Origin of the sequence: Streptomyces sp. CB00455, from assembly GCF_001905445.1 — a bacterium.
Lineage (GTDB): Bacteria > Actinomycetota > Actinomycetes > Streptomycetales > Streptomycetaceae > Streptomyces.
Window position 1 is genome coordinate 1,052,298 of the sequence record NZ_LIVQ01000001.1, and the last position, 23,642, is coordinate 1,075,939.

The following is a 23,642-nucleotide window of genomic DNA, read 5'->3' on the forward strand; positions in this document are numbered from 1 at the left end:
GGCTGCCAATTGTGGCAGGTGGCCGCGGCAGCGGAGGGTAAGCCCACCGGACGGCCGTCCCTCCGGCCGGTCAGACCTTGCCGCGCAGGTCCCCCGGGAAGGCGCCGGCGGTGGCCGCCTGCGCGACGAGGGCGCCGCCGAGTTCCCGCAGCCGGGCCACGCCGGCCGCGCCCAGGTGCTCGTAGGGGGCGGCGTCCAGCCGGTCGGTGTCGCTCTCCAGCCGCTCGCGCAGGGCGGCGCCCTCCGCGGTCAGGTTGCCGTCGGCGTCCAGGGCCCCGCGCTCGCGCAGCCGGGCGGCCGCGGCGTCCAGGTCGGACTGTTCCCAGCCCCGGACGGCCTTGAGCCATTTCGGGCTCATGCCCTTGCCGGTGGCGGTGTGGCTGATCAGTGCTTCGACGGGGTCCAGGCCGGTGAGGAGCAGGGCGGCGAGATGGCCGTCGCCGCGGTGTTCGCGCAGCAGGGTGGTGGCGTGCCACAGGCGCAGGTGCGGCTCCTCGGGGAAGGGGAGGTCGGCGTGGGCCGCGTAGAGGGGGCGGGCGTGCCGGGTGCAGCCTTCGGTGGCGCGTACGGCCAGGTCGGCGGCCTCGGCGACCTCGGGCGACTCGATGGTCCGGGCGCCGAGGAGCCGGCGCAGGGTGGCGTCGGCGGCGCGCAGCCGGGCGGCGAGGGCCTGTTCGGGCGTGATGGTCTCCCAGAGCGCCGGGAGGTGCCGGGCGACGGTGTCGTGGCGGTAGTTGTAGAAGGCGGCGGTGACCGTGCCGGCTCCGACGGCGCCCATGGCCGCGGAGCGGTGGGCGAGGTTGACGGCGATGGGGTGCGTGATCCCGAGGGCGGCGAACTCCTCGGTGATGTCCGGCGAGAAGTAGATGGTGGTGTGCAGCGGGTTGATCGCGGCGTGCCAGCAGTGCCGTGCGGCAAGGGGAGGAAGGGTCATGGACCGTAGGGTACCGACTGTTCGGTATGTCGGGTAGGCGGCCCCGGCCGGACGCCGGCGGGGACCTGTCCTTTCTGGCCTTTCTTTCGCGGTCCGCGGGCGCGCACGGGAGCGGTGCGCGCTCCTGCGGCCCGCTGCCCGGCTCGGCGTCCGCCCGTCAGCGACGCGCTCCCGGACGCGGGCCGGCGGGACGGTGTGACGGCCGAATGGCGATCGTGTGACAGGGGTGGCCATGGACATGACGTGGGGCGGCGCGGGTGAATACGGTCGAACGGAACCGACTCCCCTACCCCTTGGAGCCCTTCGTGCACCGCAAAGTCATCGCCCCGAGCGTGCTCGCCGCTTCCCTTCTGCTGGTGATCCCGGCGTCGGCAGCGAGTGCCGGTCCGGGCGCCCCGGGTATCGGCGATCCCTACTACCCGGCCAGCGGCAACGGCGGATACGACGTGTCGCACTACGACCTGCGCCTCCAGTACCAGCCGAAGACGGACCTGCTCGAGGGCACCGCGACCCTCCTCGCCACCGCCAAGCAGGACCTGTCCCGCTTCAACCTCGACTTCGGCCTCCAGGTCAGCGAGATCCGGGTCAACGGGGCCAAGGCGAAGTTCGCCGTTTCCGGCGCGCACGAGCTGGAGGTGACGCCGGCGAAGCCGCTGGCGCGCAACACGCCGCTGTCGGTGGTCGTCAAGTACGCGGGCAAGCCGTCGGAGTTCAAGGTCGACGGCTGGTCGGCCTGGGCCCGGACCCCGGACGGGGCGGTCGCGGCGCAGGAGCCGGACTCGGCCGCCTGGTGGTTCCCCAGCAACGACCACCCGCTCGACAAGGCCACCTTCGACGTCTCGGTGAACGTCCCGGACGGGCTCCAGGCGATCAGCAATGGCGTGCTCCAGTCGCAGTCCTCGAAGCTCGGCTGGACGCGCTACAACTGGCGCTCCAACAAGCCGCAGGCCACCTACCTGACCACCCTCGCGGTCGGCAGGTTCGACATCACCACGGACACGACGGCGAACGGCCTGCCGGTCCTGAACGCCTACAGCAAGGACCTCGGCGACAACGCCGGTGCGGCCCGTGCGAGCGTCGAGCGGACCACCGAGGTCGCCGAATGGCTGGAGGGCGTCTTCGGGCCGTACCCCTTCAACGCGCTCGGCGGTTACGTGCCCAACGTGACCAGCGGCTTCGCCCTGGAGACGCAGACCCGCCCGTTCTACAGCCCGCGGCAGTTCCAGAACGGCACGAACGTCTCGGTGGTCGTGCACGAGCTGGCGCACCAGTGGTACGGCGACAGCGTCTCCGTCGACGGCTGGAAGGACATCTGGATCAACGAGGGATTCGCCCGCTACAGCCAGTGGCTGTGGTCGGAGAAGGAGGGCGAGGGCACCGCGCGCGAGCTCGCCGACTGGACCTACGCCACCCGCCCCGCCGAGGACCCGTTCTGGCAGGTCAAGCCGGGTGACCCGGGCCCGGACAACCAGTTCCACGGAGCCGTCTACGACCGTGGCGCGCTCGCCATCCAGGCGCTGCGCAACGAGGTCGGCGACGAGACGTTCTTCCGGATCCTCAAGGGCTGGCCGACCGAGCGGGCCCTCGGCAACGCCAAGGTCGGCGACTTCGTCCGCTACGCGGAGAAGGCGTCCGGCAAGCCGCTGGCCCAGCTGTTCGAGACCTGGCTCTACACCCCGGGCAAGCCGGACGCCTCGGCGCTGAACCGCCCGGCGCCGGCGGCGAAGTCGCCGTCGGCCCGCTCGGGGCAGGCCGCGCCCGCCGCCGGGCAGGCGGAGCCCAAGTCGTGGAAGAAGATCGCGGCGACGAACTCCATCCACGACGACGACCACGGGCACTGACCCCCCGGAGGTCCCTGCGACCCCGCGCCCCTGAGGCCCGGGCCGCAGAACCCCCCCGGGACCCGTCAGCGGGCGGCGGCGCGCCACCGGGCGCGTGCCGCCCGCGCGACGGGCAGGTACCGCATGCGCTGCGGCAGCAGCGGTACGACGAGCCGGACGGCCGTGCTGAACCGCCGGAGCCTGCGCTCCTGGGCCGGGCTCCACTCCAGGCCGATCGCCGCGCGGGCGTCGGGCGGCATGTAGCCGACGGTCACGAAGGCCCGGAAGCGCAGGTACAGCACGCGCAGCACCGGCCACGCCAGGCGCAGCAGCAGCCGCACGGCCGGCGGACCACCCTCGGGCCGGGGCACCGGCACATCGGTGGCGACGAGTTCACGGGCGACCCGGGTGGGTTCGATCTCCTCGGCCAGCATCCGGTGGTAGTACGGCCAGAACTCCTCGATGCTCTGCGGCATGTCCCGGTCGCGCAGGCCGAGGATCCGCCCCACCTGGAGCCATTCCCGGTACAGCTGCCGTTCCTGGGCCGGTGTGATGCGGCGGAACAGGTAGCGCCCGGCGTACAGCGAGACCGGGAAACCGGTGGCGTGCACCCAGGCGTAGCAGGCGGGGTCGAGGGAGTGGTAGCGCCGCCCCCGGGTGTCGGCGCCCTGGATCCCCCTGTGCAGGCGGCGTACCCGGCGGCCCTCGGCGGCGGCGTCCCGGCCGCCGTAGACCCACAGCTGGACGGAGCGCAGCGAGCGCTCGCCGCGCCCCCAGGGGTCGGTGCGGAAGACCGAGTACTGGTCGACCCCGGCTCCCACGGCGGGGTGGGCGACCTGGAGGGTGAAGGCGGCGGGCAGCGTCAGCAGGGAGCGGATGTCCCCGGCGGTGGTCCACAGCACCCCGCCGGGAGGCGGGGGCTCGGGGTCGCCGCGGCGGCCGCCCGCCGGCCGCGAAGCCCGCTCCGCAGGCTGCTCCTTCGTACTCATACGACCAGTATGACCGGCTCCGTTCGGGGAGCTCCCCCGCGATGTCCCGGGCCGGACAGAAAGTCTTGTCACGGGTGTTACCCAGAGGTAACCGCGGCTGCTTGGATGGCGGAGCCGATCTCCCCCGCAGGAATGATGGAGACCTCATGCTGCTCACCTCGCACCGCCGTCACCGGGCCGCCGCAGCGGTCGTCGCCGCGGCCGCCGCCGGCGCGCTGGCCGCCACCACCGCACCTGCCGCCGCTGCCGCACCCGCCGCCGGGGCGGGCGCCCAGGCCGCCCCGCGGCTCAGCGTCCTGTCGTACAACGTGTTCCTGATGAGCAAGAGCCTCTACCCCAACTGGGGCCAGGACCACCGGGCAGCGGAGATCCCGAGGGCGTCCTTCTACCGGGGCCACGACGTGGTCGTGCTGCAGGAGGCCTTCGACAACGACGCCTCGCAGGCGCTGAAGGCGAACTCGGCCGCGCAGTACCCCTACCAGACGCCCGTCGTCGGCCGGAGCAAGAGCGGCTGGGACGCCACGGGCGGCGCGTACTCCTCCACCACACCGGAGGACGGCGGCGTCACGGTGCTGAGCAAGTGGCCGATCGTCCGCAAGGAGCAGGTGGTCTACAAGGACGCCTGCGGCGCCGACTGGTGGTCCAACAAGGGCTTCGCCTACGTCGTGCTGAACGTGAACGGCGCGAAGGTGCACGTGGTCGGCACCCACGCCCAGTCCACCGACCCGGGCTGCGGCGCGGGCGAGGCGGCGCAGATGCGGGCCCGCCAGTTCCGGGCCATCGACGCCTTCCTCGACGGGAAGAACATCCCGGCGGACGAACAGGTCATCGTGGCCGGCGACATGAACGTCGACTCGCGCACCCCGGAGCACGCGACCATGCTCGCCGACGCCGACCTGGCCCCCTCCGACACGCGCACGGGCCACCCGTACTCCTTCGACACCGCCCAGAACTCGATAGCCCACTACCGCTACCCGACCGACCCGCGCGAGGACCTGGACTACGTGCTGTACCGCAAGGGCAACGCCCGTCCGGCCGGCTGGGAGAACAACGTGGTCAAGGAGCAGTCCGCGCCCTGGACGGTCTCCAGCTGGGGCACGTCCTACACCTACACCGACCTCTCGGACCACTTCCCGCTGATCGGCCGCTAGCGGGGCCTGCCCGGCGGCGGCGAGACGGCGCGGCCCGGCGCGCCGCGCCGCCGATCCGGCCGGTCACCGCCGCGCCGGGCCGGCGATCTCAGCCGTCCCGGCCGGGCTCCTCGTACAGCCCCTCGATCAGCGCCCCGTACTTCTCCCTGACCACCCGGCGGCGCAGCTTCAGCGAGGGGGTGAGCTCCCCGCTCTCGGGGCCCCACTCCTCGGTCAGCACCCGGTACCGCTTGATCTGCTCGGTACGGTTGAGCCGCGCGTTGGCCGCCTCGACGGCGCGGGCGATCTCCTCCCGTACGACAGGGTGCGCGGCGAGGGCGGCGAGCGCGCCGGGCGAGGCGGCTTCGATGCCCCGGGCGGCGGCCCAGGCGGGGGCCAGCTCCGGGTCCAGCACCAGCAGCGCGACCAGATAGGACCGGCCGTCGCCGTGGACCAGGGCCTGGCCGATCAGCGGGTGTTCCTTGACCGTGTTCTCCACCAGCGCCGGCGAGACGTTCTTGCCGGTCGAGGTGATGATCAGCTCTTTCTTGCGGTCGGTCAGCCAGAGGAACCCGTCCTCGTCGAGCCGGCCGACGTCCCCGGTCGCGAACCACCCGTCGGCGTCCGTGGCGCCCTCCACCGAGCCGTCGGGCCGCAGGTAGCCGCCGAAGACGGTATCGCCGCGCGTGAGGACCTCCCCGTCCTCGGCGACCTTCAGCTCCAGCCCCTCGATCGGGCGGCCCACCGAGCCGAGACGGAAGGCGTCCGGGCTGTTGACCGTGCACACACCGGAGGTCTCGGTCAGCCCCCAGGCGTCCATGATGGTGATCCCCCAGCCCGCCCAGAAGCGGACCACGTCGATGGGCATCGGCGCGGTGGCGCTGGCCGTCCACACCAGCCGGTCCAGGCCGGCCAGGCCCAGCAGCGGGTCCAGCACCCGCTCCTTCGCGCGGCCGTACGAGGCTTCCAGGGCCGCCGGTATCGCCTCGCCGCGCTCCCGGTGGCCGGCCCGGGCCCTCGCCAGCTCGTTGGCCGCCCCGATGGCGGCGCGCTGCTGCGCGGGGAGCTGCGCGAGCACGGCCCGTACGGAGGCGGCGAGCTTCTCCCACACGCGGGGCACGCCGAAGAACTGCACGGGGTGCAGTTCGCGGACCGCCCCGGAGACGGCGGCGGGGTCGGCGCACAGCCGCACGTGCGCGGCGCGCAGCAGCGGCAGGTAGATGCCCAGGAGCCGTTCGGCGATGTGCGCGAAGGGGAGGTAGCACAGGTGCTCGGCGTGTTCGGGCAGGTCCACGTGCCGGTCGAGGCGGACGGCCTGGAGAAGCAGGTTGCGGTGGGTGAGGCGGACGCCCTTGGGGTCGCCGGTGGTGCCGGAGGTGTAGACGACCGTCAGCGGATCCTCGGGCCGGCCCTCCTGCCACGCCTTCTCGAAGGCGTCGGGGCGGTGGGTGCGGGCGCCGCTCGCGTACAGGGAGCCGTAGGTGCGGTGCGGGCCGGCTTCGGCCGGCTCGGCCACGACCAGCCGCTCCAGCGGCACCGAGGGGTCGGCCAGCAGCGGTTCCCACCGGCCCAGTTCGCGGGCGCCCTCGACGACGGCGACCCTGGCCCGGCTGTGGCGGGCGATGTGGGCGACCTGCTCGGGGGCGGAGGTCCCGTACACGGTGACGGGGACGGCGCCGAGGTGGACGAGGGCGAGGTCGCTGAGCCAGTGCTCGGGGCGGTTGCCCATCATCAGCAGTACGTGGTCGCCGCGCCCGACGCCGAGGGCGGCGTAACCGGAGGAGAGGAAGGCGACCTGGCGGCGTACCTCGCTCCAGGTGAGGGTCGTCCACTGCGCCGCCGCGGGCCCCGATCGCCAGGAGAGGGCGGGACGGGTCGCGTGTTCGGCGGCGTTGCGGGCCAGCAGGGCGGGGAGGGTGATCTCCCCGGGTCGTCCGGGCAGTCGCAGTTCGGTGGGCATGGGCAGCTCCTGGCCGTTTCACATCGTTGGTGCGACAGCAATACTGTTGAACCCAAGCTGTGGAGCAGAGAGCGAGGCGCAGACGATGGCCGACCAGGCACCCGAGCCGATGCTCACCGTCGACGAGCTGGCGGCCAGGGCGGGCGTCACCGTCCGTACCGTACGGTTCTACAGCACGCGCGGGCTTTTGCCCCCTCCCGTGATCGGCCCGCGCCGGGTGGGGCACTACGGCCCGGAGCACCTCTCCCGGCTGGCGCTCATCGAGGAGTTGCAGCACCAGGGCATGACGCTGTCGGCCATCGAGCGCTATCTGGACGCCCTGCCGGACGACCTGAGCGCCCACGACCTGGCCATCCACCGCGCCATGGTGGCCAGTTGGGCCCCGGACCGGGCCCAGGAGGCCTCCCGCGCCGAGCTGGAGAAGCGGGCGGGCCGGAGCCTGTCGGACGCCGACGTGCGACGGCTGACGGCGATGAACGTGCTCGCCGCGTCGGGGGACGGCTTCCGGGTCGACATGGGGCTGCTGCGGCTGGGGGTCGCGCTGCTGGACGTGCCGATCGCCCACGAGACGATCCTGGCGGCGCGCACCGTGCTGGTGGAGCACACCCGTTCGGCGGCGCACGAGCTGACGGCGTTGTTCCGGGACGAGGTGTGGGGGCCGTTCACCAAGGGCGAGAGCGACCCGGAGCGGGTGGAGTCGATGAAGGCGCTGTCGGCGCACATGCAGCCGATGGTGGTGCAGGCGCTGGTGACGGCCTTCCAGCGGTCCCTGAGGGAGGAGCTGCGGGCGGCGTTCGTCTCCGGTGACGGCCGGGACGCCTGAGGAATCTCCCCGGGGCTGTCACACCGCGCCCTGGTCGCGGGTCAGGGAGACGTGAACACGAACAGGATCGCCCTCGCCCTCCCGCTCGCCGCCGCGCTGCTGGCCGCGACCGCCACCACCACCCCCGCCGCCGCGCTCACCGCCGGCGGGACCCGGGCCGGCGGGCCCTGGCACAGCGCCTGGGCCGCCTCCCCTCAGGCCCCCGCCCACACCCCCTGGTATCCCAACTGGTCGGAGGCGGGCTTCACCGACCAGTCCGTGCGTCAGGTGGTGCGGGTCGGGGCGGCCGGCGACGAGGTGCGGATCCGGCTCACCAACGTCCACGGCAGGACCCCGCTGCGGCTCACCGGCGCGACGGTCGCCCGCAGCGCCGGGGGCGCCGCCGTCCGGCAGGACACGGTGCGCGCGCTGCGGTTCGGCGGCGCCGGCCCGGTGACGGTCCCGGCCGGCAGGGAGCTGTCGAGCGACCCGGTGGGCCTGCCCGTGCGGGCCTTCGAGGAGCTCACGGTCACCCTGTACTTTCGCGGGCCCACCGGTCCGGCCACCTTCCACAACGTCGCCATGACGACGAGCTACCGGGCGGCCGGCGACCACCGGCGCGACACGGCCGCGGAGGCGTTCACGGACCGGAGCCTGTCCTGGTACTACCTGGCCGGTGTGGACGTGCACGGCGCCGACCCGGGCGCGAGCCGCGAAGCGGGCCGCGGGGCCGTCGTCGCCTTCGGCGACTCGCTCACCGACGGCTTCGGCTCGACCCCCGGCGCCAACCACCGCTACCCCGACCGGCTCGCAGAGCGCCTCGCCGCCGACGGCACCCCGCGTGCGGTGCTGAACGCGGGCATCGGCGGGAACAAGGTCCTGACCGGCTCGGAGTGCTTCGGCGAGAGCGCCGTCGAGCGGTTCCGGCGGGACGCGCTCGGCCGCCCCGACGTCCGTACGGTGATCGTCCTCCAGGGCACCAACGACATCATCCAGCCGGACACGGAGGTGGACCACTGCACCGCGGGCACGCCCCGGGTCACCGCCGAGCAGCTGATCGACGGGCACCGGCGGCTCGTCCGGGAGGCCCACGCCCACGGGGTCCGGATCCTCGGCGCCACGATGCCGCCGTACCTGGGCAGCCCGGCCTGGACCCGCGCCGGGGACGAGGTGCGGACCGCCGTGAACACCTGGATCCGCACCAGCGGCGCCTACGACGGCGTCGTCGACTTCGACCGGGTCCTCGCCGACACCTCGGACCCCGCGGGCGCGAAGATCAAGGCCGAGTACGTGCTGGAGGCCGACCGGATCCACCTCACGGACGCGGGCTACACGGCGATGGCCGGGGCCGTGGACCTGAACTCGCTCTGACCTCAGGTGCGCAGGAGGGGCGGGGAGGCCCGCCGGCCTCCCCGCCCCCTCACCGTGCGTCAGTCGCCGTAGGTCTCGCCGCGCTCCGCCTTCGCCACGAGGGAGGCGGGCGGGGTGAAGCGCTCGCCGTAGGTGGCGGCAAGGTCGCGCGCACGGGCCACGAAGCCCGCCGGGCCGCCCTCGTAGCCGTTGATGTACTGGATCACGCCGCCGGTCCAGGCCGGGAAGCCGATGCCCATGATCGAGCCGATGTTGGCGTCGGCGACGGAGGTCAGGACGCCCTCGTCGAGGCAGCGGACGGTGTCCAGGGCCTCGGAGAACAGCATCCGCTCCTTCATGTCCTCGAAGGGGATCTCGTACCCGGGCTTGGTGAAGTGTTCGCGCAGGCCCGGCCAGAGGCCCGCACGCTTGCCCGACTCGTCGTAGGCGTAGAAGCCGGCCCCGCCGCTGCGCCCCGGACGGCCGAACTCGTCGACCATGCGGTCGATGACGTGGTCGGCGGGGTGCTCGGCCCAGGCGCGGCCCTCGGCCTCGAAGGCCTTGCGGGTCTCGTTGCGGATCTTGCGCGGGAGGGTGAGGGTGAGCTCGTCCATCAGGGAGAGGACCTTGGCGGGGTAGCCGGCCTGGGCGGCCGCCTGCTCCACGGAGGCGGGTTCGACGCCCTCGCCGACCATGGCCACGCCTTCGTTGATGAACTGGCCGATGACGCGCGAGGTGAAGAAGCCCCGCGAGTCGTTGACCACGATCGGGGTCTTGTTGATCTGGCGGACCAGGTCGAAGGCGCGGGCGACGGCCTCGTCGCCGGTGCGCTCACCCTTGATGATCTCCACCAGCGGCATCTTGTCGACGGGCGAGAAGAAGTGCAGCCCGATGAAGTCGGCGGGGCGCGAAACCCCTTCCGCCAGGCCGGTGATGGGCAGCGTGGAGGTGTTGGAGCAGAGCAGCGCGCCGGGGGCGATGACGTCCTGGACCTCCTGGAACACCTGGTGCTTGAGGGCGGTGTCCTCGAAGACGGCCTCGATGACGGCGTCGCAGCCCGCCAGGTCGGCCGCCTCACCGGTCGGGGTGATCCGGGCGAGCAGCTCGGCGCGCTGCGCCTCGGTGGTACGGCCCCGGGAGACGGCCTTGTCGAGCAGCTTCTCGGAGTACGCCTTGCCCTTGGCGGCGGCCTCGGCGCTGACGTCCTTGAGCACCACCTCGATGCCGGCGCGGGCGCAGGAGTAGGCGATGCCGGCGCCCATCATGCCGGCGCCGAGAACGGCGACCTTGCGGATGCTGCGCGGCTCGATCCCCTGGGGACGGCTGCGGCCGGCGTTGACGGCCTGGAGGTCGAAGAAGAACGCCTGGATCATGTTCTTGGCGGTCTGCCCCGTCACCAGCTCGGTGAAGTAGCGGGCCTCGATGGTCAGGGCGGTGTCGAAGTCCACCTGGGAGCCCTCGACGGCGCAGGCCAGGATGTTGCGCGGAGCCGGGTACGGGGCCCCGTTCAGCTGCTTCTTCAGGTTGGCCGGGAAAGCGGGGAGGTTCGCGGCGAAGCGCGGATTCGACGGCGTACCGCCCGGGATCCGGTAGCCGGGCACGTCCCATGGCTGCTGCGACTGCGGGTTCGCGTCGATGAAGGCGCGGGCCTTGGCGAGCATCTCCTCGGGGGTGGCGGCCAGTTCGTGGACCAGGCCGTTCTCCAGAGCGCGCCGCGGGTCGTACTGCGTGCCCTGGAGCAGGACCTTGAGCAGCGCGTCGGCGATGCCCATCAGGCGCACGGTGCGGGTGACGCCGCCGCCGGCCGGGAGCAGGCCGAGGGTGACCTCGGGCAGGCCGATCTTGGAGCCGGGGGCGTCCAGGGCGACGCGGTGGTGGGAGGCGAGGCAGATCTCGTAGCCGCCGCCCAGGGCGGCCCCGTTGATCGCGGCGACCACGGGCTTGCCGAGGGTCTCGATGCGGCGCAGCGAGCGCTTGATGGCGGTGCCGGTGTCGAAGGCGATCTGCGCGTCCCCGGGGCGCAGGCGGATCATGTCCTTGAGGTCACCGCCGGCGAAGAAGGTCTTCTTGGCGGAGGTGTAGATGATGCCGCGGATGGAGTCCTTCTCGGCCTCGGCCCGGTCGGCCACGGCCTCGATGGAGTCCTTGAAGGCCTGGTTCATGGTGTTGGCGGACTGGCCGGGGTCGTCGAGGACCAGGGTGACGACGCCGGTCTCGTCCTGTTCCCAGCGGATCGTGGTGGACTCGCTCATGTTCGCTACTTCCGTGTGAGAGGGGGGATCAGGGGGTGCAGGACGTTCTTCAGAGCCGCTCGACGATGGTCGCCACGCCCATGCCGCCGCCGACGCAGAGGGTGACGAGGCCGTAGCGTTTGTCCTGGCGCTCCAGCTCGTCGATGATCGTGCCGAGGATCATCGCGCCGGTGGCGCCGAGCGGGTGGCCGAGCGCGATGGCGCCGCCGTTGACGTTGACCTTGTCCAGCGAGACGCCCATGTCCTTGACGAAGCGCAGGACGACGCCGGCGAAGGCCTCGTTGATCTCGATCAGGTCGATGTCGTCGATGGTGAGCCCGGCCTTCGCGAGGGCCTTGCGGGTGGCGGGCGCGGGGCCCGTGAGCATGATGGTGGGCTCGGAGCCGGAGACGGCGGCGGAGACGATCCGGGCGCGGGGGACGAGCCCGCCCCGCTCCCCGGCCTCGCGGGTGCCGATGGCGACGAGCGAGGCGCCGTCGACGATGCCGGAGGAGTTGCCGGCGTGGTGGACGTGGTCGATCTTCTCGATCCAGTGGTACTTCTGGAGCGCGACGGCGTCGAAGCCGCCGAGGTCGCCGATGTCGGCGAAGGAGGGCTTCAGCCGGGCGAGGCTGTCGGCGGTGGTGCCGGGGCGGATGAACTCGTCGTGGTCCAGGACGACCAGGCCGTTGCGGTCGGTGACGGGGACGACGGACTTCGCGAAGCGGCCGTCCTTCACGGCGGTGGCCGCCCGCTCCTGGGACAGGGCGGCGTACTCGTCGACGTCGCGCCGGGAGAAGCCCTCGATGGTGGCGATCAGGTCGGCGCCGATGCCCTGCGGGACGAAGCCGGTGTCCCAGTTGGTCATCGGGTCGGCGAACCAGGCGCCGCCGTCGGAGGCCATCGGGACGCGGGACATGGATTCGACGCCGCCCGCCAGGACCAGGTCCTCCCAGCCGGAGCGGACCTTGGCGGCGGCCATGTTGACCGCCTCCAGGCCGGAGGCGCAGAAGCGGTTCTCCTGTACGCCCGCCACTGTGTCCGGCAGTCCCGCGGCGATGGCCGCGATCCGGGCGATGTCGGATCCCTGGTCGCCGACCGGGCCGACGACGCCGAGCACGATGTCGTCGATGGCGGCGGGGTCCAGGCCGGGGTTGCGCTCGCGCAGGGCGTGGATGAGGCCGACGACGAGGTCGATCGGCTTGGTGCCGTGCAGGGCGCCGTTGGCCTTGCCGCGGCCGCGCGGGGTGCGGATCGCGTCGTATACGTAAGCTTCGGTGCTCACTGGTCAAGCCTTTCGAGGGGAGGTTAGCCGAGCAGGGAACGGCCGATGATCTCTTTCATGATCTCGGTCGTACCGCCGTAGATGGTCTGGATGCGTCCGTCGGTGAAGGCGCGCGCGACCGGGTATTCGCTCATGTACCCGTAGCCGCCGTGCAGTTGCAGACAGCGGTCGGCGACCCGCTTCTGGAGTTCGGTGGCCCACCACTTGGCCATCGAGGCGTGGACGTGGTCCAGTTCGCCGTGGGAGTGGTCCACGATGCACCGGTCCAGGAACGCCCGGGTGACGGCGCACTCCGTGGCCATCTCCGCTATCTCGAACCGGATGTGCTGGAGCTTGGAGAGCGGTCGGCCGAACGCCTCGCGCTCCTTGACGTACGCGGTCGTGATCTCCAGCAGGTGCTCCGCGGCGGCTATGCCGGCCATCGCGATACCCATCCGCTCCTGCGCCAGATTGGTCATCAGGTGGACGAAGGCGCCGTTCAGCTCGCCGAGCAGGTTCTCCCTGGGCACGCGTACGTCGTGGAAGAACAGCTCCGCGGTGTCCTGCGCCTTCTGGCCGATCTTGTCGAGGTTGCGGCCGCGCTCGAAGCCCTCGGCGCCGCGCTCGACGACCAGCAGGGACAGCCCGTGCGCCCCGCCCTCGGGGGTGGTCTTCGCGACGACGATCACCAGGTCGGCCAGGATGCCGTTGGAGATGAAGGTCTTGGAGCCGTTCAGCACCCAGTGGTCGCCCCGGTCCTCGGCGCTGGTGCGGATCCCCTGGAGGTCGGAGCCCGCCCCCGGCTCCGTCATGGCGATCGCGGTGACCGTCCGTCCGGAACAGAACCCGGGCAGCCAGCGCCGTTTCTGCTCCTGCGTGGCCAGGGAGGTCAGGTACGGGCCGATGATGTCGTTGTGCAGGCCGATGGCGAGCCCGGGGGCGCCGGCCCGCGTGAACTCCTCGGCGATCACGGCGGCGTAGCGGAAGTCGGTGTTCCCGCCGCCCCCGTACTCCTCGGGGACGGCGAGGCCGAGCAGCCCCTGGCGGCCCGCGGCCAGCCAGGCGTCGCGGCTGACGATGCCGTCCTTCTCCCACTGCTCGTAGTGCGGCAGCACCTCCTTGGCCAGGAAGGTGCGGACGGTCTCGCGGAACGCCTCGTGGTCGGCGTCGAAGATCTGGCGCTTCATCAGACGGCTCTCTTCTCTCCTACAGCCAGCTCTTGACGGTTTCGATCAGCCGGGCCGGCTCGGGGCCGACGGGGGTGACGTTGAGCATGGTGACGCCCGCCTCGCGGAAGGCCTCGACCCGCTCGCGTACGTAGCCCTCGGGCCCGCACAGGGTGGTCAGCTCGCAGAGCTCGTCCGGGACCGCGGCCGCGGCGTCGCGCTTGCGGCCGGCCAGGTAGAGCTCCTGGATCGTGCGGGCCTCCTCCTCGTAGCCGTAGGCCACGGCGAGGTCGTTGTAGAAGTTCTTGCCGACCGCGCCCATGCCCCCGACGTACAGGGCGATCTGCGGGCGGGCGAGGTCCCGAGCGGCGGCCGCGTCCTGACCGATGGCGAGCAGTCCGCCCGCCACCGTCCGCAGCGCGCCGAGCTCCGGCGCGCGCTTCGCGGCGCCCTCGGCGAGGGGGGCTCCCCAGACCTCTCGGGCCTTCTCGGGGATGAAGAGGGTGGGCAGCCAGCCGTCGGCGATCGGCGGTCAGGCGCACGTTGGCCGGGCCGAGCGCGGCGATGTAGACGGGCACGGTGTCCCGGACCGGCCGGGTGAGGAGCTTCAGCGGCTTGCCGTGCCGGCCGCCCTTGCCGGGCGGCAGCGGCATGTCGGTGATGCCGTGGTGGTCGATCGTCTCGCGGCGCCAGATGCGGCGGCACAGCTCGACCGTCTCGCGGGTCCGGCCGAGCGGCTTGTCGTACGGCTTGCCGTGCCAGTCCTCCACGACCTGCGGGCCGGAGGCCCCGAGGCCGAGCAGCGCCCTGCCTCGCGAGAGCGCGTCCAGGCCGGCGGCCGTCTGGGCGATGAGGCCGGGGGTGCGCGAGTAGACGTTCAGGATCGCCGAGCCGATCTGCAGCCGTTCGGTGCGGGCGGCGAGGTACCCCATGATCGTCGGGGAGTCGAATCCCCACGCCTCGGCGACCCACAGGGCGTCCAGACCGGCCGACTCCAGCGCCGCGGCCTCGTCGGCGGCCCGGCGCGGATCGCCGGCGTAGTCGAGCATCATCGACAGTTCCATCAGCTCTCCTCGCCGAGCAGGGCCGGGACGTCCCAGTCGGCCGCCACCGACCGGGTGTGCGCGCCCGGCCGCGCGGGGCCGCCGGTGACGGCGGTCGGGGTCGCCGAGAAGCGCGGGGCGGGCGCGGGCTGCGTGATCCCGCCGAAGTCGGTGAAGGTCGAGCGGGCCGCGAGGTGGGGGTGGTGCGGGGCCTCGCGCAGGGAGAGGACGGGGGCCACGCAGGCGTCGGTGCCCTCGAAGAGCGCCGTCCACTCCTCGCGCGTGCGGGTCTTGAAGCGGGCGGCGACGCTCTCCCGCAGCTCGCCCCACCGGGCCGGGTCCTTGCGGGCCGGGGCCTGGTCCTCGATGCCGAGCAGCTCGGTGAACTGCTCGTAGAACTGTTGTTCCAGGGCGCCGACGGCCATGTACCGGCCGTCGGAGGTCTCGTAGGTGCCGTAGAACGGACAGCCGCCGTCGAGCAGGTTGGCGCCGCGCCGGTCCTGCCAGCCGCCGGCGGCCATCATGCCGTGGATCATCGCGGTGAGGTGCGCGGTGCCGTCGACGATGGCCGCGTCGACCACCTGTCCGGCGCCGGTGGCCCGGGCGTGCTGCAAGGCGGCGAGGACGCCGATGACCAGGTAGAGGGAGCCGCCCGCGTAGTCGCCGACCAGGTTGGCGGGGACGGCCGGGGGTGCGTCCGGGGCGCCGATCATGCCCAGCGCGCCGGTGACGGCGATGTAGGCGATGTCGTGGCCCGCGGTGTGGGCGAGCGGGCCCTCCTGGCCCCAGCCGGTCATCCGGCCGTAGACCAGCCGCGGGTTGCGGGCGTGGCAGTCGGCGGGCCCGACGCCGAGGCGCTCGGCGACCCCGGGGCGGAAGCCCTCGACGAGGACGTCGGCGCGGGCGGCCAGGTCCAGGACCCGGGCGGGGCCGTCCCCGGACTTCAGGTCGACCAGGACGGAGCGCTTGTTACGGTTGGTGACGTCGTAGGCCGGATCCACCGCGAGGCCGCCGCCGCCGGGGCGGTCCACGCGTACGACGTCCGCCCCCAGGTCGGCGAGGAGCATGGCGGCGAACGGGCCCGGGCCGATGCCCGCCAGCTCGACGACGCGCACTCCGGCGAGCGGGCCGTTCCCTGTCACTGCCATCGAGCCCCCAGCGTTTCTGGTGTGCGACTGTGTGACACAACTGATGTAACACCAGCGATGCTAGGAACGCGTTCCACTCAGCACAAGAGCAAGCGCTTAGCCGTTTGCCCGACCGGCCCGCCGGTCCGGCGGGATCCGGAGGTTCCGGCGGCCTCGCACGGCCGGTCGGTCGGTCGGTCGGCCGGTCGGCCGGTCGGCCGGTCCTCACGCTAGGGGGTGGCCGCGCGAACTTCACGGAGCCCGTCGGCCTGTCCCGCGCACTGCGCCCGCGCGGCCCGTCCATGCGGCCAGCACAGGGCGCGGGACGACCCGTCGGCCCGTCCCGCTGGCCGCCGGCCGCGGCGGCCGGCGGCGAGGGCTGCCCGCCTGGTCCGGCCTGGCCCCGGTGGCTCCGGCGGCGCCCCGGCGCACCACATACGAGGGGCCTGCCGGTGCCCGGCCCGGGCTTCCCCGCCGCGGGGGCGCTCGGGCGCCCCCGCCGCCCGACCTCACCACCCGGGCACCAGCGCGCGGCATCGAGCCGGTGCTCGTGTTCGCGAGCGCCCGGGCACCGGACCCTCGGTCGCCGTTGCCCGGGCGCCGGCACCACCGACACCTTCGGGGCGACGTCCGCAGAGGTTCCCGGCCGGTAGCGATCTCACTGTCGACACTGTCGACATGGGCGACGTCAGCCCGACGAACCGGTCCACGGGCAGGCGGGCACATCGAGGCCGTGCGCCTGCGCCGTGCGCCGGCGCCCTGCTCGCGCGGGCGGTCCGTCCGCACGCTAGCCTCGGCCCCCGACACCAGCTGAGGAGCGGTCATGAACGCACAGGCCCGACAGGACCATCCGCAACGGCCTTACGACATCGTGCTCTTCGGGGCCACCGGGTTCGTGGGAGCGCTGACCGCCGAATACCTCGCCGCGCACGCACCCGCCGGGTGCCGGTGGGCCCTGGCCGGCCGCGACCTCGCGAAGCTGGAACGGCTGCGCGAGCGGCTGGCCGCGACCGACCCGGCCTGCGCGGCCCTGCCACTGCTGCGGGCGGACGCCGCCGACCCCGCGGCGGTGCGCGAACTGGCCGACTCCACGCGGGTGCTGGCCACCACCGTCGGACCGTACGTCTGGTACGGCGCGGAACTCGTCGCCGCCTGCGCCCAGGCGGGCACGGACTACGTGGACCTGACCGGGGAACCGGAGTTCGTGGACCGGATGTACGTCGAGCACGACACGCGGGCGAGGGAAACGGGTGCGCGGCTCGTGCACGCCTGCGGTTTCGACTCGATCCCGGCCGACCTCGGCGCGTACTTCACCGTCGGCCGGCTGCCCGAGGGCGTCCCGCTCACGGTCGACGGGTTCATGCGTTCCAACGCCCTGTTCTCCGGCGGGACCCTGGCCTCCGCGCTGACCGCGCTGGGCCGCGGCCCCCAGACCCTGGCGGCCGCGCGGGCCCGCCGGATGCACGAGCCGCGACTGCTGGGGCGGCGGGCGCGGGGACCGGTGGGAGCGCCGCGGTTCAGCCGGGAGACCGGCACCTGGGCGCTGCCGCTGCCCACCCTGGACCCGGCGGTCGTGGCGCGGTCGGCGGCCGCCCTGGAGCGGTACGGCCCGGACTTCCGCTACCGGCACTACGCCTCGGTCAAGCACCTGCCCGTCGCGTTCGGCGGTACGGCGGCGCTGGGCGCGGCGGTGGCCCTGGCCCAGCTGCCGCCGGCCCGGCGGTGGCTGATGGACCGCTGGCAGCCCGGCCAGGGGCCGGACGCGGAGCGGCGCGCCCGCAGCTGGTTCTCGGTGCGGTTCGTCGGCGAGGGCGGTGGCCGCCGGGTGTTCACCGAGGTCTCGGGCGGCGATCCGGGCTACGGGGAGACGGCGAAGATGCTGGCGGAGTCCGCGCTGTGCCTGGCGCACGACGCCCTGCCGCAGACCGCCGGCCAGCTGACGACGGCCGTGGCGATGGGCGACGCGCTGATCCCCCGTCTGCAGAAGGCCGGCATCACCTTCCGGGTGGCGGACGCGCGCTGACGTCGCCGCGACCGCTACGGGGCCGCCACGCACCCGGGCGATCCCTCCGGGCCCCCGGCCGTCGAACCGCGGCCGGGCCCTGCCCTCGAAGTCCCGCCCGGCCCGCGACGCCCGACCCGCGACGCCCGGCACCGTACCTCTCCCCCGGCTACCGCCGGGGGGGGTACCCCCGGCATTGTCGGAGCACCCCAGTGCGCCGCCCGGTGATCGGGATCTGCTCCGCCTCGCGAGGCACGGCACCGGACGCCGCGGGCCTCGCCGGCGCTACTTCGACGACCGGACCTGGCCGGCGGCCTCGCGCAGGGCGCGCCGGCACAGGGAGTCGGCGTGCCGGGTGGTCTCGGGGATCCGGAAGCGCGGGCTGAGCGCGAGGACGTGGGCGCACGCGTTGTCCAGGCAGACGCGGTTGCCGACGGAGACGTACACCGGCTTGATGCCGTCCTGGGTGCGCAGCGCCCGTCCGACCTCGGTGCCGTCCGCCGCGAGCAGTGGGGCGAAGTCGCCGCGACGGGGGCCCGGTTCCGCGTGGGTGAAGGTGAACGGGTTCTTCGCGACGCCGATCGCCGGGAGACCGGTGACCACCCCGAGGTGGCAGGCCAGGCCGAAACCGCGGGGGTGGGCGAGCCCGTAGCCGTCGCAGACGACGAGACCGGGCTCGGAGTTCAGGGAGTCGAGGGCGGCCAGTACGGTCGGCAGCTCGCGGAAGGCGAGCAGCCCGGGCACATAGGGGAAGCTCACCTGTCCGACGGCGGTGGCCTCCTCCACGACCTCCAGGGTGGCGGCGTCGAGCACCACGGCGGCGGCGGCGACCAGGTCGCGCGCGTCGTCGTAGGCGACGTCCACGCCCGTGACCAGTCCCCTGCCGGCTGCCGGGCCGGGCTCGGTGGTCACGAGGTGATGGCGCAGTTCGTCCTGGATCGCCCGGGCCTCGGCCTCGTCTGCGGGGGTTTTCGTCCTCGTCATGATGGTGCGAGAGTAGCCTGGCGATCATGTTCGTCATGGAGCTCACCTACACCGCGCCCATCGAAGCCGTCGAAGAGCAGATGGACGCCCACCTCGCCTGGCTGGACGGCTACTACGCCGCCGGCGTCTTCCTGGCGTCGGGCCGCAAGGTCCCCCGTGAGGGAGGCGTGATCCTGGCCGGCGGGCTCTCGCGGGCGGAGATCGAGAAGATCGCGGCCGAGGACCCCTTCACGCTGGCGGGCGTCTGCGCCTACCGCATCACGGAGTTCATCGCCACGAAGACTTCCGCGGACCTGTCGACGGTCCGGGAGAACCCGGCTGCGTGAGCGCTCCCGCCGCCGCGTTCCCTCTCCGGATCACCCGCCCTCCCCGTCGCCCGCTCTCCCCGTCGCCCGCTCCGCCGCTCCACCCCTCCGCCCCTCCACCGCTCGCCCGCTCGCCCGCTCGCCCGCTCGCCCGCTCGCCGCGAAGGAGAACGCTCCGGTGCCGCCCCGCCCCGCCACCCCCGCAGACATACCCGAGCTGATACGCCTGCGCGCCGTCGCCCTCGCCTCGCTGGGAGTGGACCCGGGGCCGGCCGATGCCGCCTGGCGGCGCAGCGCCTGCGACTGGTTCGGCGAGCGCGTGGGCGAACGGGCCGACGTGCGCTGCCTGGTCCTGGGCGGTGCGCCCGGCGAGCCGCTGCTGGCCACCGGGATGGCCTGGGTCACCTACCACCTGCCCGGTCCGCAGTGGACGGACGGTCGCCGGGGCTACCTCGACGGGATCGTCACCGACGGGCCGGCGCGCGGCCGGGGCCACGGACGCAGCATCGTCGACGGGCTGGTCGAGTGGCTGTCCGGTCTGGGGATCGGCTACATCCAGCTGCACGCCAGCGCGGACGGCGAGCCGGTGTACCGGGCGGCGGGCTTCGTCACCGGCCGCTATCCGGGCATGGACCGGATCTCCCCGACCGCCTGACCACCGGCGCGGCCACCGCGGTCCTCCCGCGGTCCTCCCGCGCGAGCCCGTCAGCGGCGTTCCAGCCGTGCCACCCGCCCCTTCTCGCCCGCGGCCCAGCATCCGCTGTCCGGCGCGCAGTCGACCGTGTCGAAGGACCCCGCGTCCAGAATCCGCCAGGTGCGGCCCCCGTCCGCGGTCACGTCCGTGCCGGTCGGTCCCACGGCCAGCGCCGTGCCGCCGCTGTACGGGTACCAGGCCGCGCCGGAGCGGTAGGCCGGCGGCGGGGCCGCCGCCCGGCGCCACGTGCGCCCGCCGTCGGAGGAGACGGCCGCGGCCTCGGGAGATGCCTCCCCGGCGCGGTAGTCGCCGCCGACCGCCAGGCCCCTCGTACGGTCCCGGAAGGCGAGGGCGAAGACGCCCCGCGCCGGGTCGCCCGCCGGCACGGTCGCGTCGGCCGCGCTCCAGGTCCGGCCGCGGTCGGCGGAGTGCAGCACCCGCGCGGCCGCCCCGCCGCCCGTGGCGAGCCAGACGTCCCGCGGGCCCGCACTGACCAGGCACTGGCCGCTCGCCGCGAAGCCCGCCTCACCGGGCAGCGCCTCCGGCATGCCCTCGCCCGGCAGCACCCGCCACGTGCGCCCGCCGTCGTCGGTGGACAGGATGCGGAACCTGCCGTCCACCGGGTCGCTCATCGCCAGGCCGTGCCGCGCGTCGAAGAAGGTCAGGCAGTCGTAGAAGGCGCGGGGGTCGGGGTTGCGGAAGGTCTCGGTCCAGGTCGCGCCGCCGTCTTCGGTGCGCAGCACCCGGGAGGCCTCTCCCTCGCCGATCGACAGGGCAACCGCGCGCCGCGCGTCGAGGGCCTCGACGTCGCGCAGCTCCAGGCCTTCCGCGACGGCGCCGGGCGGCGAGACGTCCTGCCAGCTGCGGCCGCCGTCCACCGTGCGCAGGACGGTCCCCTTCGTGCCCGCCACCCAGGCCGTGGTCCGGCTGACGGCGGCCAGGCCGCGCAAGCGCGCCGCCGTGCCGGTGTCCTTCAGCGCCCAGCCCGCTCCGCGCAGCTCCCGCGGGGTCCCGTCATCGGCGGCCCGGGACGGCGCGGCCGCCACCCCCAGCACCAGGACCGCCGCGGCCAGGCCGGCCCGCACACCCATACCCACGCCCACGCCCACGCCCACGCCCATGCCCACGCCCACGCCCACGCCCATGCCCATGCCCATGCCCATGCCCATGCCCATGCCCATGCCCATGCCCATGCCCATGCCCATGCCACCCGGAAGTCTCATGGCGCCGGAAGCTAACGCACGCCCGATATCCCGTCCAGAGCGCCTCGGCGGCCGGCCGGATGCTCCCGTGCGCCCGTTGGAGTGAGCGGTAACCGGCCCTTGTGCGACCGACCGGGGACGGTGGCTGCCGCCCCGGGCTCCTTCCGCCACACCCGCTCTGTCATCACTCTGTGCGATCACACGGACCGCTTCCGGACACTCGGTGACACAGCTCACGTCACCTCCCGTGCACGGATTTGCCGTTTCCGGCGTCTATCGGGTTGCCGGGTTCCACCCCCCAGCCCGGCAGCAGATCCGCCGCAAGGGAGTGAGCTTTGATCACTGTCATCGAGCAGGCCGTACAGGCCCGTCTGGTCGCCACCGCGCCGAAGGTCGACACCGTGCCCGTCACCCTCTGCTACGACCGGGCGGATCCCTTCGCGGTGCGCATGGCCTTTCCCGCCCCGGCCACGCTGGAGGGGGTCGAGGTGTCGTGGACGTTCTCGCGCGAGCTGCTGGAGTCGGGGCTGGAGTGCCCGTCGGGCTGCGGTGACGTGCGGGTGCGGCCGTACGACGCCGACCGGACCACCATCGAGTTCCACGCCCCCGAGGGCGTGGCGATCGTCCTGATGGTGACGTCCGAGCTGCACCGCTTCCTGGAGCGGGCCTCCACCGTCGTCCCGCCCGGGCTGGAGCACCTCTACCTCGACATGGACCACAGCCTGGCCCGGCTGCTGCGCGACACCTGCTGACTGCCCGGCGTCGCCCCGGCCCGCCAGGAGGCTCGTAATTCGATTGCGGGCGGCTGCGGCGGCCCGTAGCTTCGAAGACGCCCCATTGCCGTCGAACGGAGCAGGACATTGCTCGTCTGAGGTCGAGACACCGGCCACCGCCGTGGCACTCATCGCCACCCTCCCCGTCCCGGGGACGGAAGTCGGCTGTCTCCCCGCGTTGCACGCACCATTCACGCAACCTGGAGGCCTCCATGAGTAACGCCCCTTCCTTCGTCACCTGCTCCTCCCTCTCCTTCGACTGGCCCGACGGCACCCCCGTCTTCGACGGGTTCCACCTGGCCGTGGGCCCCGGCCGTACCGGTCTGATCGGACTCAACGGCTGCGGCAAGTCCACCCTGTTGAGACTCCTGGCCGGAGAACTCACGCCCACCGAGGGCCAATTGTCCGTGTCGGGCACGGTCGGGTACCTCCCGCAGAACGCCACCCTCGACACCGCGCTGCGCGTGGACCAGGCGCTCGGCATCCACGCGGCCCGGGCCGCCCTGCACGCCATCGAGGCGGGTGAGGCCACCGCGGCGAACTTCTCCGCCGTGGGCGACGACTGGGACGTCGAGGAGCGGGCCCTCGCCACGCTCGACCAGCTCGGCCTCGGCCGGATCGGCCTGGACCGCACGGTCGGCGAACTCTCCGGCGGCGAAGGCGTGTTGCTGCGGCTGGCCGCCCTGCTGCTGGCGCGCCCCGACGTCCTGCTGCTGGACGAGCCCACCAACAACCTGGACCTGCGGGCCCGCGGCCGCCTGTACGCGGCGGTGGAATCCTGGACCGGTGTGATGGTCCTGGTGAGCCACGACCGGGAACTGCTGGAGCGGGTCGACCAGATCGCCGACCTGCGCGACGGCGAAGTCCGCTGGTACGGCGGGAATTTCACGGACTACGAGGAACTGCTGGGCGCCGAGCAGGAGGCGGCCGAGCGGATGGTGCGGGTCGCCGAGGCCGATGTGCAGCGACAGAAGCGCGAACTGGCCGACGCACAGGTCAAACTGGCCCGGCGCAAGCGGTACGGCCAGAAGATGTACGACACCAAGCGCGAGCCGAAGATCGTGATGAACGCCCGCAAGAGGGCGGCGCAGGAGTCGGCCGGCAAGCACCGCACCCTGCACACCGAGAGGCTGGCCCAGGCCAGGGAACGGCTGGACCACGCGGCGGAGGCGGTGCGCGACGACGACGCCATCCGGATCGAGCTGCCCGCCACCCAGGTGCCACCGGGGCGGCGCGTGCTGACGCTGAGCGATCTGCGCCTGGTCCACGGCGCGGCCGTGCCGGGCGAGTGGGAGCTGCGCGGGCCGGAGCGGATCGCGCTGGTGGGCCGCAACGGTTCGGGGAAGACCACCCTCCTGCGCACGATCGCGGGGCGGCTCGCACCGGAGTCCGGAACGGCACAGACCCATGTGAGCACCCGCTTCCTGCCGCAGCGGCTGGACGTGCTCGACGAGAGCCGTTCGGTGGTGGAGAACGTGGCCCGCTTCGCCCCGCAGGCCACGAACAACGTGATCCGCGCGCGGCTGGCGCACTTCCTCTTCCGGGGCGCCCGGGCGGACCGGCCGGCCGCCACCCTGTCCGGCGGGGAGCGCTTCCGCGCCGCCCTGGCGGCGCTGCTCCTCGCGGAACCCGCGCCGCAGCTGCTCATGCTGGACGAACCGACGAACAACCTGGACCTGTCGAGCGTGCGCCAGCTGACGGACGCGCTGGAGTCGTACGCGGGCGCGCTGGTCGTGGCCAGTCACGACGTGCCGTTCCTGGAGTCGATCGGCATCACCCGGTGGCTGATGCTGGACGGGGAGCTGCGGCCGACCACGGCCGAGGAGGTCCGCGACACGCTCTGGCACGACTGAGGCACCGGCCGAC

18 protein-coding genes and 1 pseudogene are annotated in these 23,642 nt (G+C 73.4%); 9 read left to right on the forward strand and 10 right to left on the reverse strand.

The window, feature by feature from the left end; all coding sequences use genetic code 11:
• Positions 1-70: 70 nt before the first annotated feature.
• Positions 71-934, reverse strand: a complete 864-nt coding sequence (locus AMK16_RS04830) for an SCO6745 family protein (RefSeq protein ID WP_073908955.1) — start codon at positions 932-934, stop codon at positions 71-73.
• A 305-nt stretch (positions 935-1,239) separates the two neighbouring features.
• Between AMK16_RS04830 and AMK16_RS04835 the strand changes: the two genes are divergently transcribed.
• Positions 1,240-2,775 carry a M1 family metallopeptidase gene (locus AMK16_RS04835; RefSeq protein ID WP_073910487.1) on the forward strand — a complete coding sequence of 512 codons (1,536 nt, stop codon included), beginning with the start codon at positions 1,240-1,242 and terminating at the stop codon, positions 2,773-2,775.
• Positions 2,776-2,840: 65 nt separating this feature from the next.
• Here the strand turns inward: AMK16_RS04835 and AMK16_RS04840 are convergent, their stop codons facing one another.
• Positions 2,841-3,743 carry an oxygenase MpaB family protein gene (locus tag AMK16_RS04840; RefSeq protein ID WP_073908959.1) on the reverse strand — a complete coding sequence of 301 codons (903 nt, stop codon included), beginning with the start codon at positions 3,741-3,743 and terminating at the stop codon, positions 2,841-2,843.
• Between the two features lie 146 nt (positions 3,744-3,889).
• On the opposite strand from AMK16_RS04840, the gene sph reads away from it, so the two are divergent.
• A complete protein-coding gene (sph, locus tag AMK16_RS04845) occupies positions 3,890-4,894 on the forward strand; it encodes a sphingomyelin phosphodiesterase (RefSeq protein ID WP_073908961.1) in 1,005 nt (334 codons plus the stop codon).
• An 88-nt stretch (positions 4,895-4,982) separates the two neighbouring features.
• On the opposite strand, the gene AMK16_RS04850 is transcribed toward sph, so the two are convergent.
• Positions 4,983-6,833, reverse strand: coding sequence for an AMP-dependent synthetase/ligase (locus AMK16_RS04850; RefSeq protein ID WP_073908964.1), 1,851 nt, complete (start codon positions 6,831-6,833; stop codon positions 4,983-4,985).
• Positions 6,834-6,918: 85 nt separating this feature from the next.
• Between AMK16_RS04850 and AMK16_RS04855 the strand changes: the two genes are divergently transcribed.
• Positions 6,919-7,656 (forward strand): MerR family transcriptional regulator, encoded by a 738-nt coding sequence (locus AMK16_RS04855; protein ID WP_073908967.1) that lies wholly within the window; start codon positions 6,919-6,921, stop codon positions 7,654-7,656.
• Positions 7,657-7,707: 51 nt separating this feature from the next.
• Positions 7,708-9,006: an SGNH/GDSL hydrolase family protein gene (locus tag AMK16_RS04860; protein WP_107417045.1), complete on the forward strand. Its 1,299-nt coding sequence runs from the start codon at positions 7,708-7,710 to the stop codon at positions 9,004-9,006.
• Between the two features lie 59 nt (positions 9,007-9,065).
• Here AMK16_RS04860 and AMK16_RS04865 read toward each other — a convergent pair whose 3' ends face one another.
• The 5 genes and pseudogenes from AMK16_RS04865 to AMK16_RS04885 all read right to left on the reverse strand — a co-directional run bounded on the left by AMK16_RS04865 (position 9,066) and on the right by AMK16_RS04885 (position 15,837).
• Positions 9,066-11,237: a 3-hydroxyacyl-CoA dehydrogenase NAD-binding domain-containing protein gene (locus AMK16_RS04865; protein ID WP_073908969.1), complete on the reverse strand. Its 2,172-nt coding sequence runs from the start codon at positions 11,235-11,237 to the stop codon at positions 9,066-9,068.
• Positions 11,238-11,286: 49 nt separating this feature from the next.
• Positions 11,287-12,501: an acetyl-CoA C-acetyltransferase gene (locus AMK16_RS04870; RefSeq protein WP_073908972.1), complete on the reverse strand. Its 1,215-nt coding sequence runs from the start codon at positions 12,499-12,501 to the stop codon at positions 11,287-11,289.
• A gap of 23 nt (positions 12,502-12,524) precedes the next feature.
• Entirely contained in the window at positions 12,525-13,667 is a 1,143-nt protein-coding gene (locus AMK16_RS04875; RefSeq protein WP_073908975.1) for an acyl-CoA dehydrogenase family protein, read from the reverse strand.
• 19 nt (positions 13,668-13,686) lie between these two features.
• Positions 13,687-14,710: pseudogene (locus tag AMK16_RS04880) on the reverse strand (LLM class F420-dependent oxidoreductase).
• Positions 14,710-15,837 (reverse strand): CaiB/BaiF CoA transferase family protein, encoded by a 1,128-nt coding sequence (locus AMK16_RS04885; protein ID WP_073908978.1) that lies wholly within the window; start codon positions 15,835-15,837, stop codon positions 14,710-14,712. The pseudogene AMK16_RS04880 and the gene AMK16_RS04885 overlap by 1 nt, the downstream one beginning before the upstream one ends.
• An 802-nt stretch (positions 15,838-16,639) precedes the next feature.
• On the opposite strand from AMK16_RS04885, the gene AMK16_RS04890 reads away from it, so the two are divergent.
• A complete protein-coding gene (locus AMK16_RS04890; protein WP_073908981.1) occupies positions 16,640-17,839 on the forward strand; it encodes a saccharopine dehydrogenase family protein in 1,200 nt (399 codons plus the stop codon).
• Between the two features lie 264 nt (positions 17,840-18,103).
• On the opposite strand, the gene AMK16_RS04895 is transcribed toward AMK16_RS04890, so the two are convergent.
• Positions 18,104-18,802, reverse strand: coding sequence for an endonuclease V (locus AMK16_RS04895; RefSeq protein WP_073908983.1), 699 nt, complete (start codon positions 18,800-18,802; stop codon positions 18,104-18,106).
• A 26-nt stretch (positions 18,803-18,828) separates the two neighbouring features.
• Between AMK16_RS04895 and AMK16_RS04900 the strand changes: the two genes are divergently transcribed.
• The gene (locus AMK16_RS04900) at positions 18,829-19,128 is read left to right on the forward strand and encodes a YciI family protein (protein ID WP_073908986.1); all 300 of its coding nucleotides are present in this window, start codon (positions 18,829-18,831) and stop codon (positions 19,126-19,128) included.
• 157 nt (positions 19,129-19,285) lie between these two features.
• Positions 19,286-19,762 carry a GNAT family N-acetyltransferase gene (locus AMK16_RS04905; protein WP_073908988.1) on the forward strand — a complete coding sequence of 159 codons (477 nt, stop codon included), beginning with the start codon at positions 19,286-19,288 and terminating at the stop codon, positions 19,760-19,762.
• Between the two features lie 50 nt (positions 19,763-19,812).
• Here the strand turns inward: AMK16_RS04905 and AMK16_RS04910 are convergent, their stop codons facing one another.
• Entirely contained in the window at positions 19,813-20,892 is a 1,080-nt protein-coding gene (locus AMK16_RS04910; RefSeq protein ID WP_073910495.1) for a WD40/YVTN/BNR-like repeat-containing protein, read from the reverse strand.
• Positions 20,893-21,338: 446 nt separating this feature from the next.
• On the opposite strand from AMK16_RS04910, the gene AMK16_RS04915 reads away from it, so the two are divergent.
• Both AMK16_RS04915 and AMK16_RS04920 read left to right on the forward strand, forming a co-directional pair.
• A complete protein-coding gene (locus AMK16_RS04915) occupies positions 21,339-21,755 on the forward strand; it encodes an SsgA family sporulation/cell division regulator (RefSeq protein ID WP_073908991.1) in 417 nt (138 codons plus the stop codon).
• A 233-nt stretch (positions 21,756-21,988) separates the two neighbouring features.
• Positions 21,989-23,629, forward strand: a complete 1,641-nt coding sequence (locus AMK16_RS04920) for an ABC-F family ATP-binding cassette domain-containing protein (protein ID WP_073908994.1) — start codon at positions 21,989-21,991, stop codon at positions 23,627-23,629.
• The last annotated feature ends 13 nt before the right edge of the window (positions 23,630-23,642 follow it).

Excerpts from the sequence above, each read along its gene's own strand:
- AMK16_RS04830 (WP_073908955.1), bottom strand. The coding sequence starts at position 934 with ATGACCCTTCCTCCCCTTGCCGCACGGCACTGCTGGCACGCCGCGATC.
- AMK16_RS04840 (WP_073908959.1), bottom strand. The coding sequence starts at position 3,743 with ATGAGTACGAAGGAGCAGCCTGCGGAGCGGGCTTCGCGGCCGGCGGGC.
- sph (WP_073908961.1), top strand. The coding sequence starts at position 3,890 with ATGCTGCTCACCTCGCACCGCCGTCACCGGGCCGCCGCAGCGGTCGTC.
- AMK16_RS04850 (WP_073908964.1), bottom strand. The coding sequence starts at position 6,833 with ATGCCCACCGAACTGCGACTGCCCGGACGACCCGGGGAGATCACCCTC.
- AMK16_RS04855 (WP_073908967.1), top strand. The coding sequence starts at position 6,919 with ATGGCCGACCAGGCACCCGAGCCGATGCTCACCGTCGACGAGCTGGCG.
- AMK16_RS04865 (WP_073908969.1), bottom strand. The coding sequence starts at position 11,237 with ATGAGCGAGTCCACCACGATCCGCTGGGAACAGGACGAGACCGGCGTC.
- AMK16_RS04875 (WP_073908975.1), bottom strand. The coding sequence starts at position 13,667 with ATGAAGCGCCAGATCTTCGACGCCGACCACGAGGCGTTCCGCGAGACC.
- AMK16_RS04885 (WP_073908978.1), bottom strand. The coding sequence starts at position 15,837 with ATGGCAGTGACAGGGAACGGCCCGCTCGCCGGAGTGCGCGTCGTCGAG.
- AMK16_RS04890 (WP_073908981.1), top strand. The coding sequence starts at position 16,640 with ATGAACGCACAGGCCCGACAGGACCATCCGCAACGGCCTTACGACATC.
- AMK16_RS04895 (WP_073908983.1), bottom strand. The coding sequence starts at position 18,802 with ATGACGAGGACGAAAACCCCCGCAGACGAGGCCGAGGCCCGGGCGATC.
- AMK16_RS04900 (WP_073908986.1), top strand. The coding sequence starts at position 18,829 with ATGTTCGTCATGGAGCTCACCTACACCGCGCCCATCGAAGCCGTCGAA.
- AMK16_RS04910 (WP_073910495.1), bottom strand. The coding sequence starts at position 20,892 with ATGGGTGTGCGGGCCGGCCTGGCCGCGGCGGTCCTGGTGCTGGGGGTG.
- AMK16_RS04920 (WP_073908994.1), top strand. The coding sequence starts at position 21,989 with ATGAGTAACGCCCCTTCCTTCGTCACCTGCTCCTCCCTCTCCTTCGAC.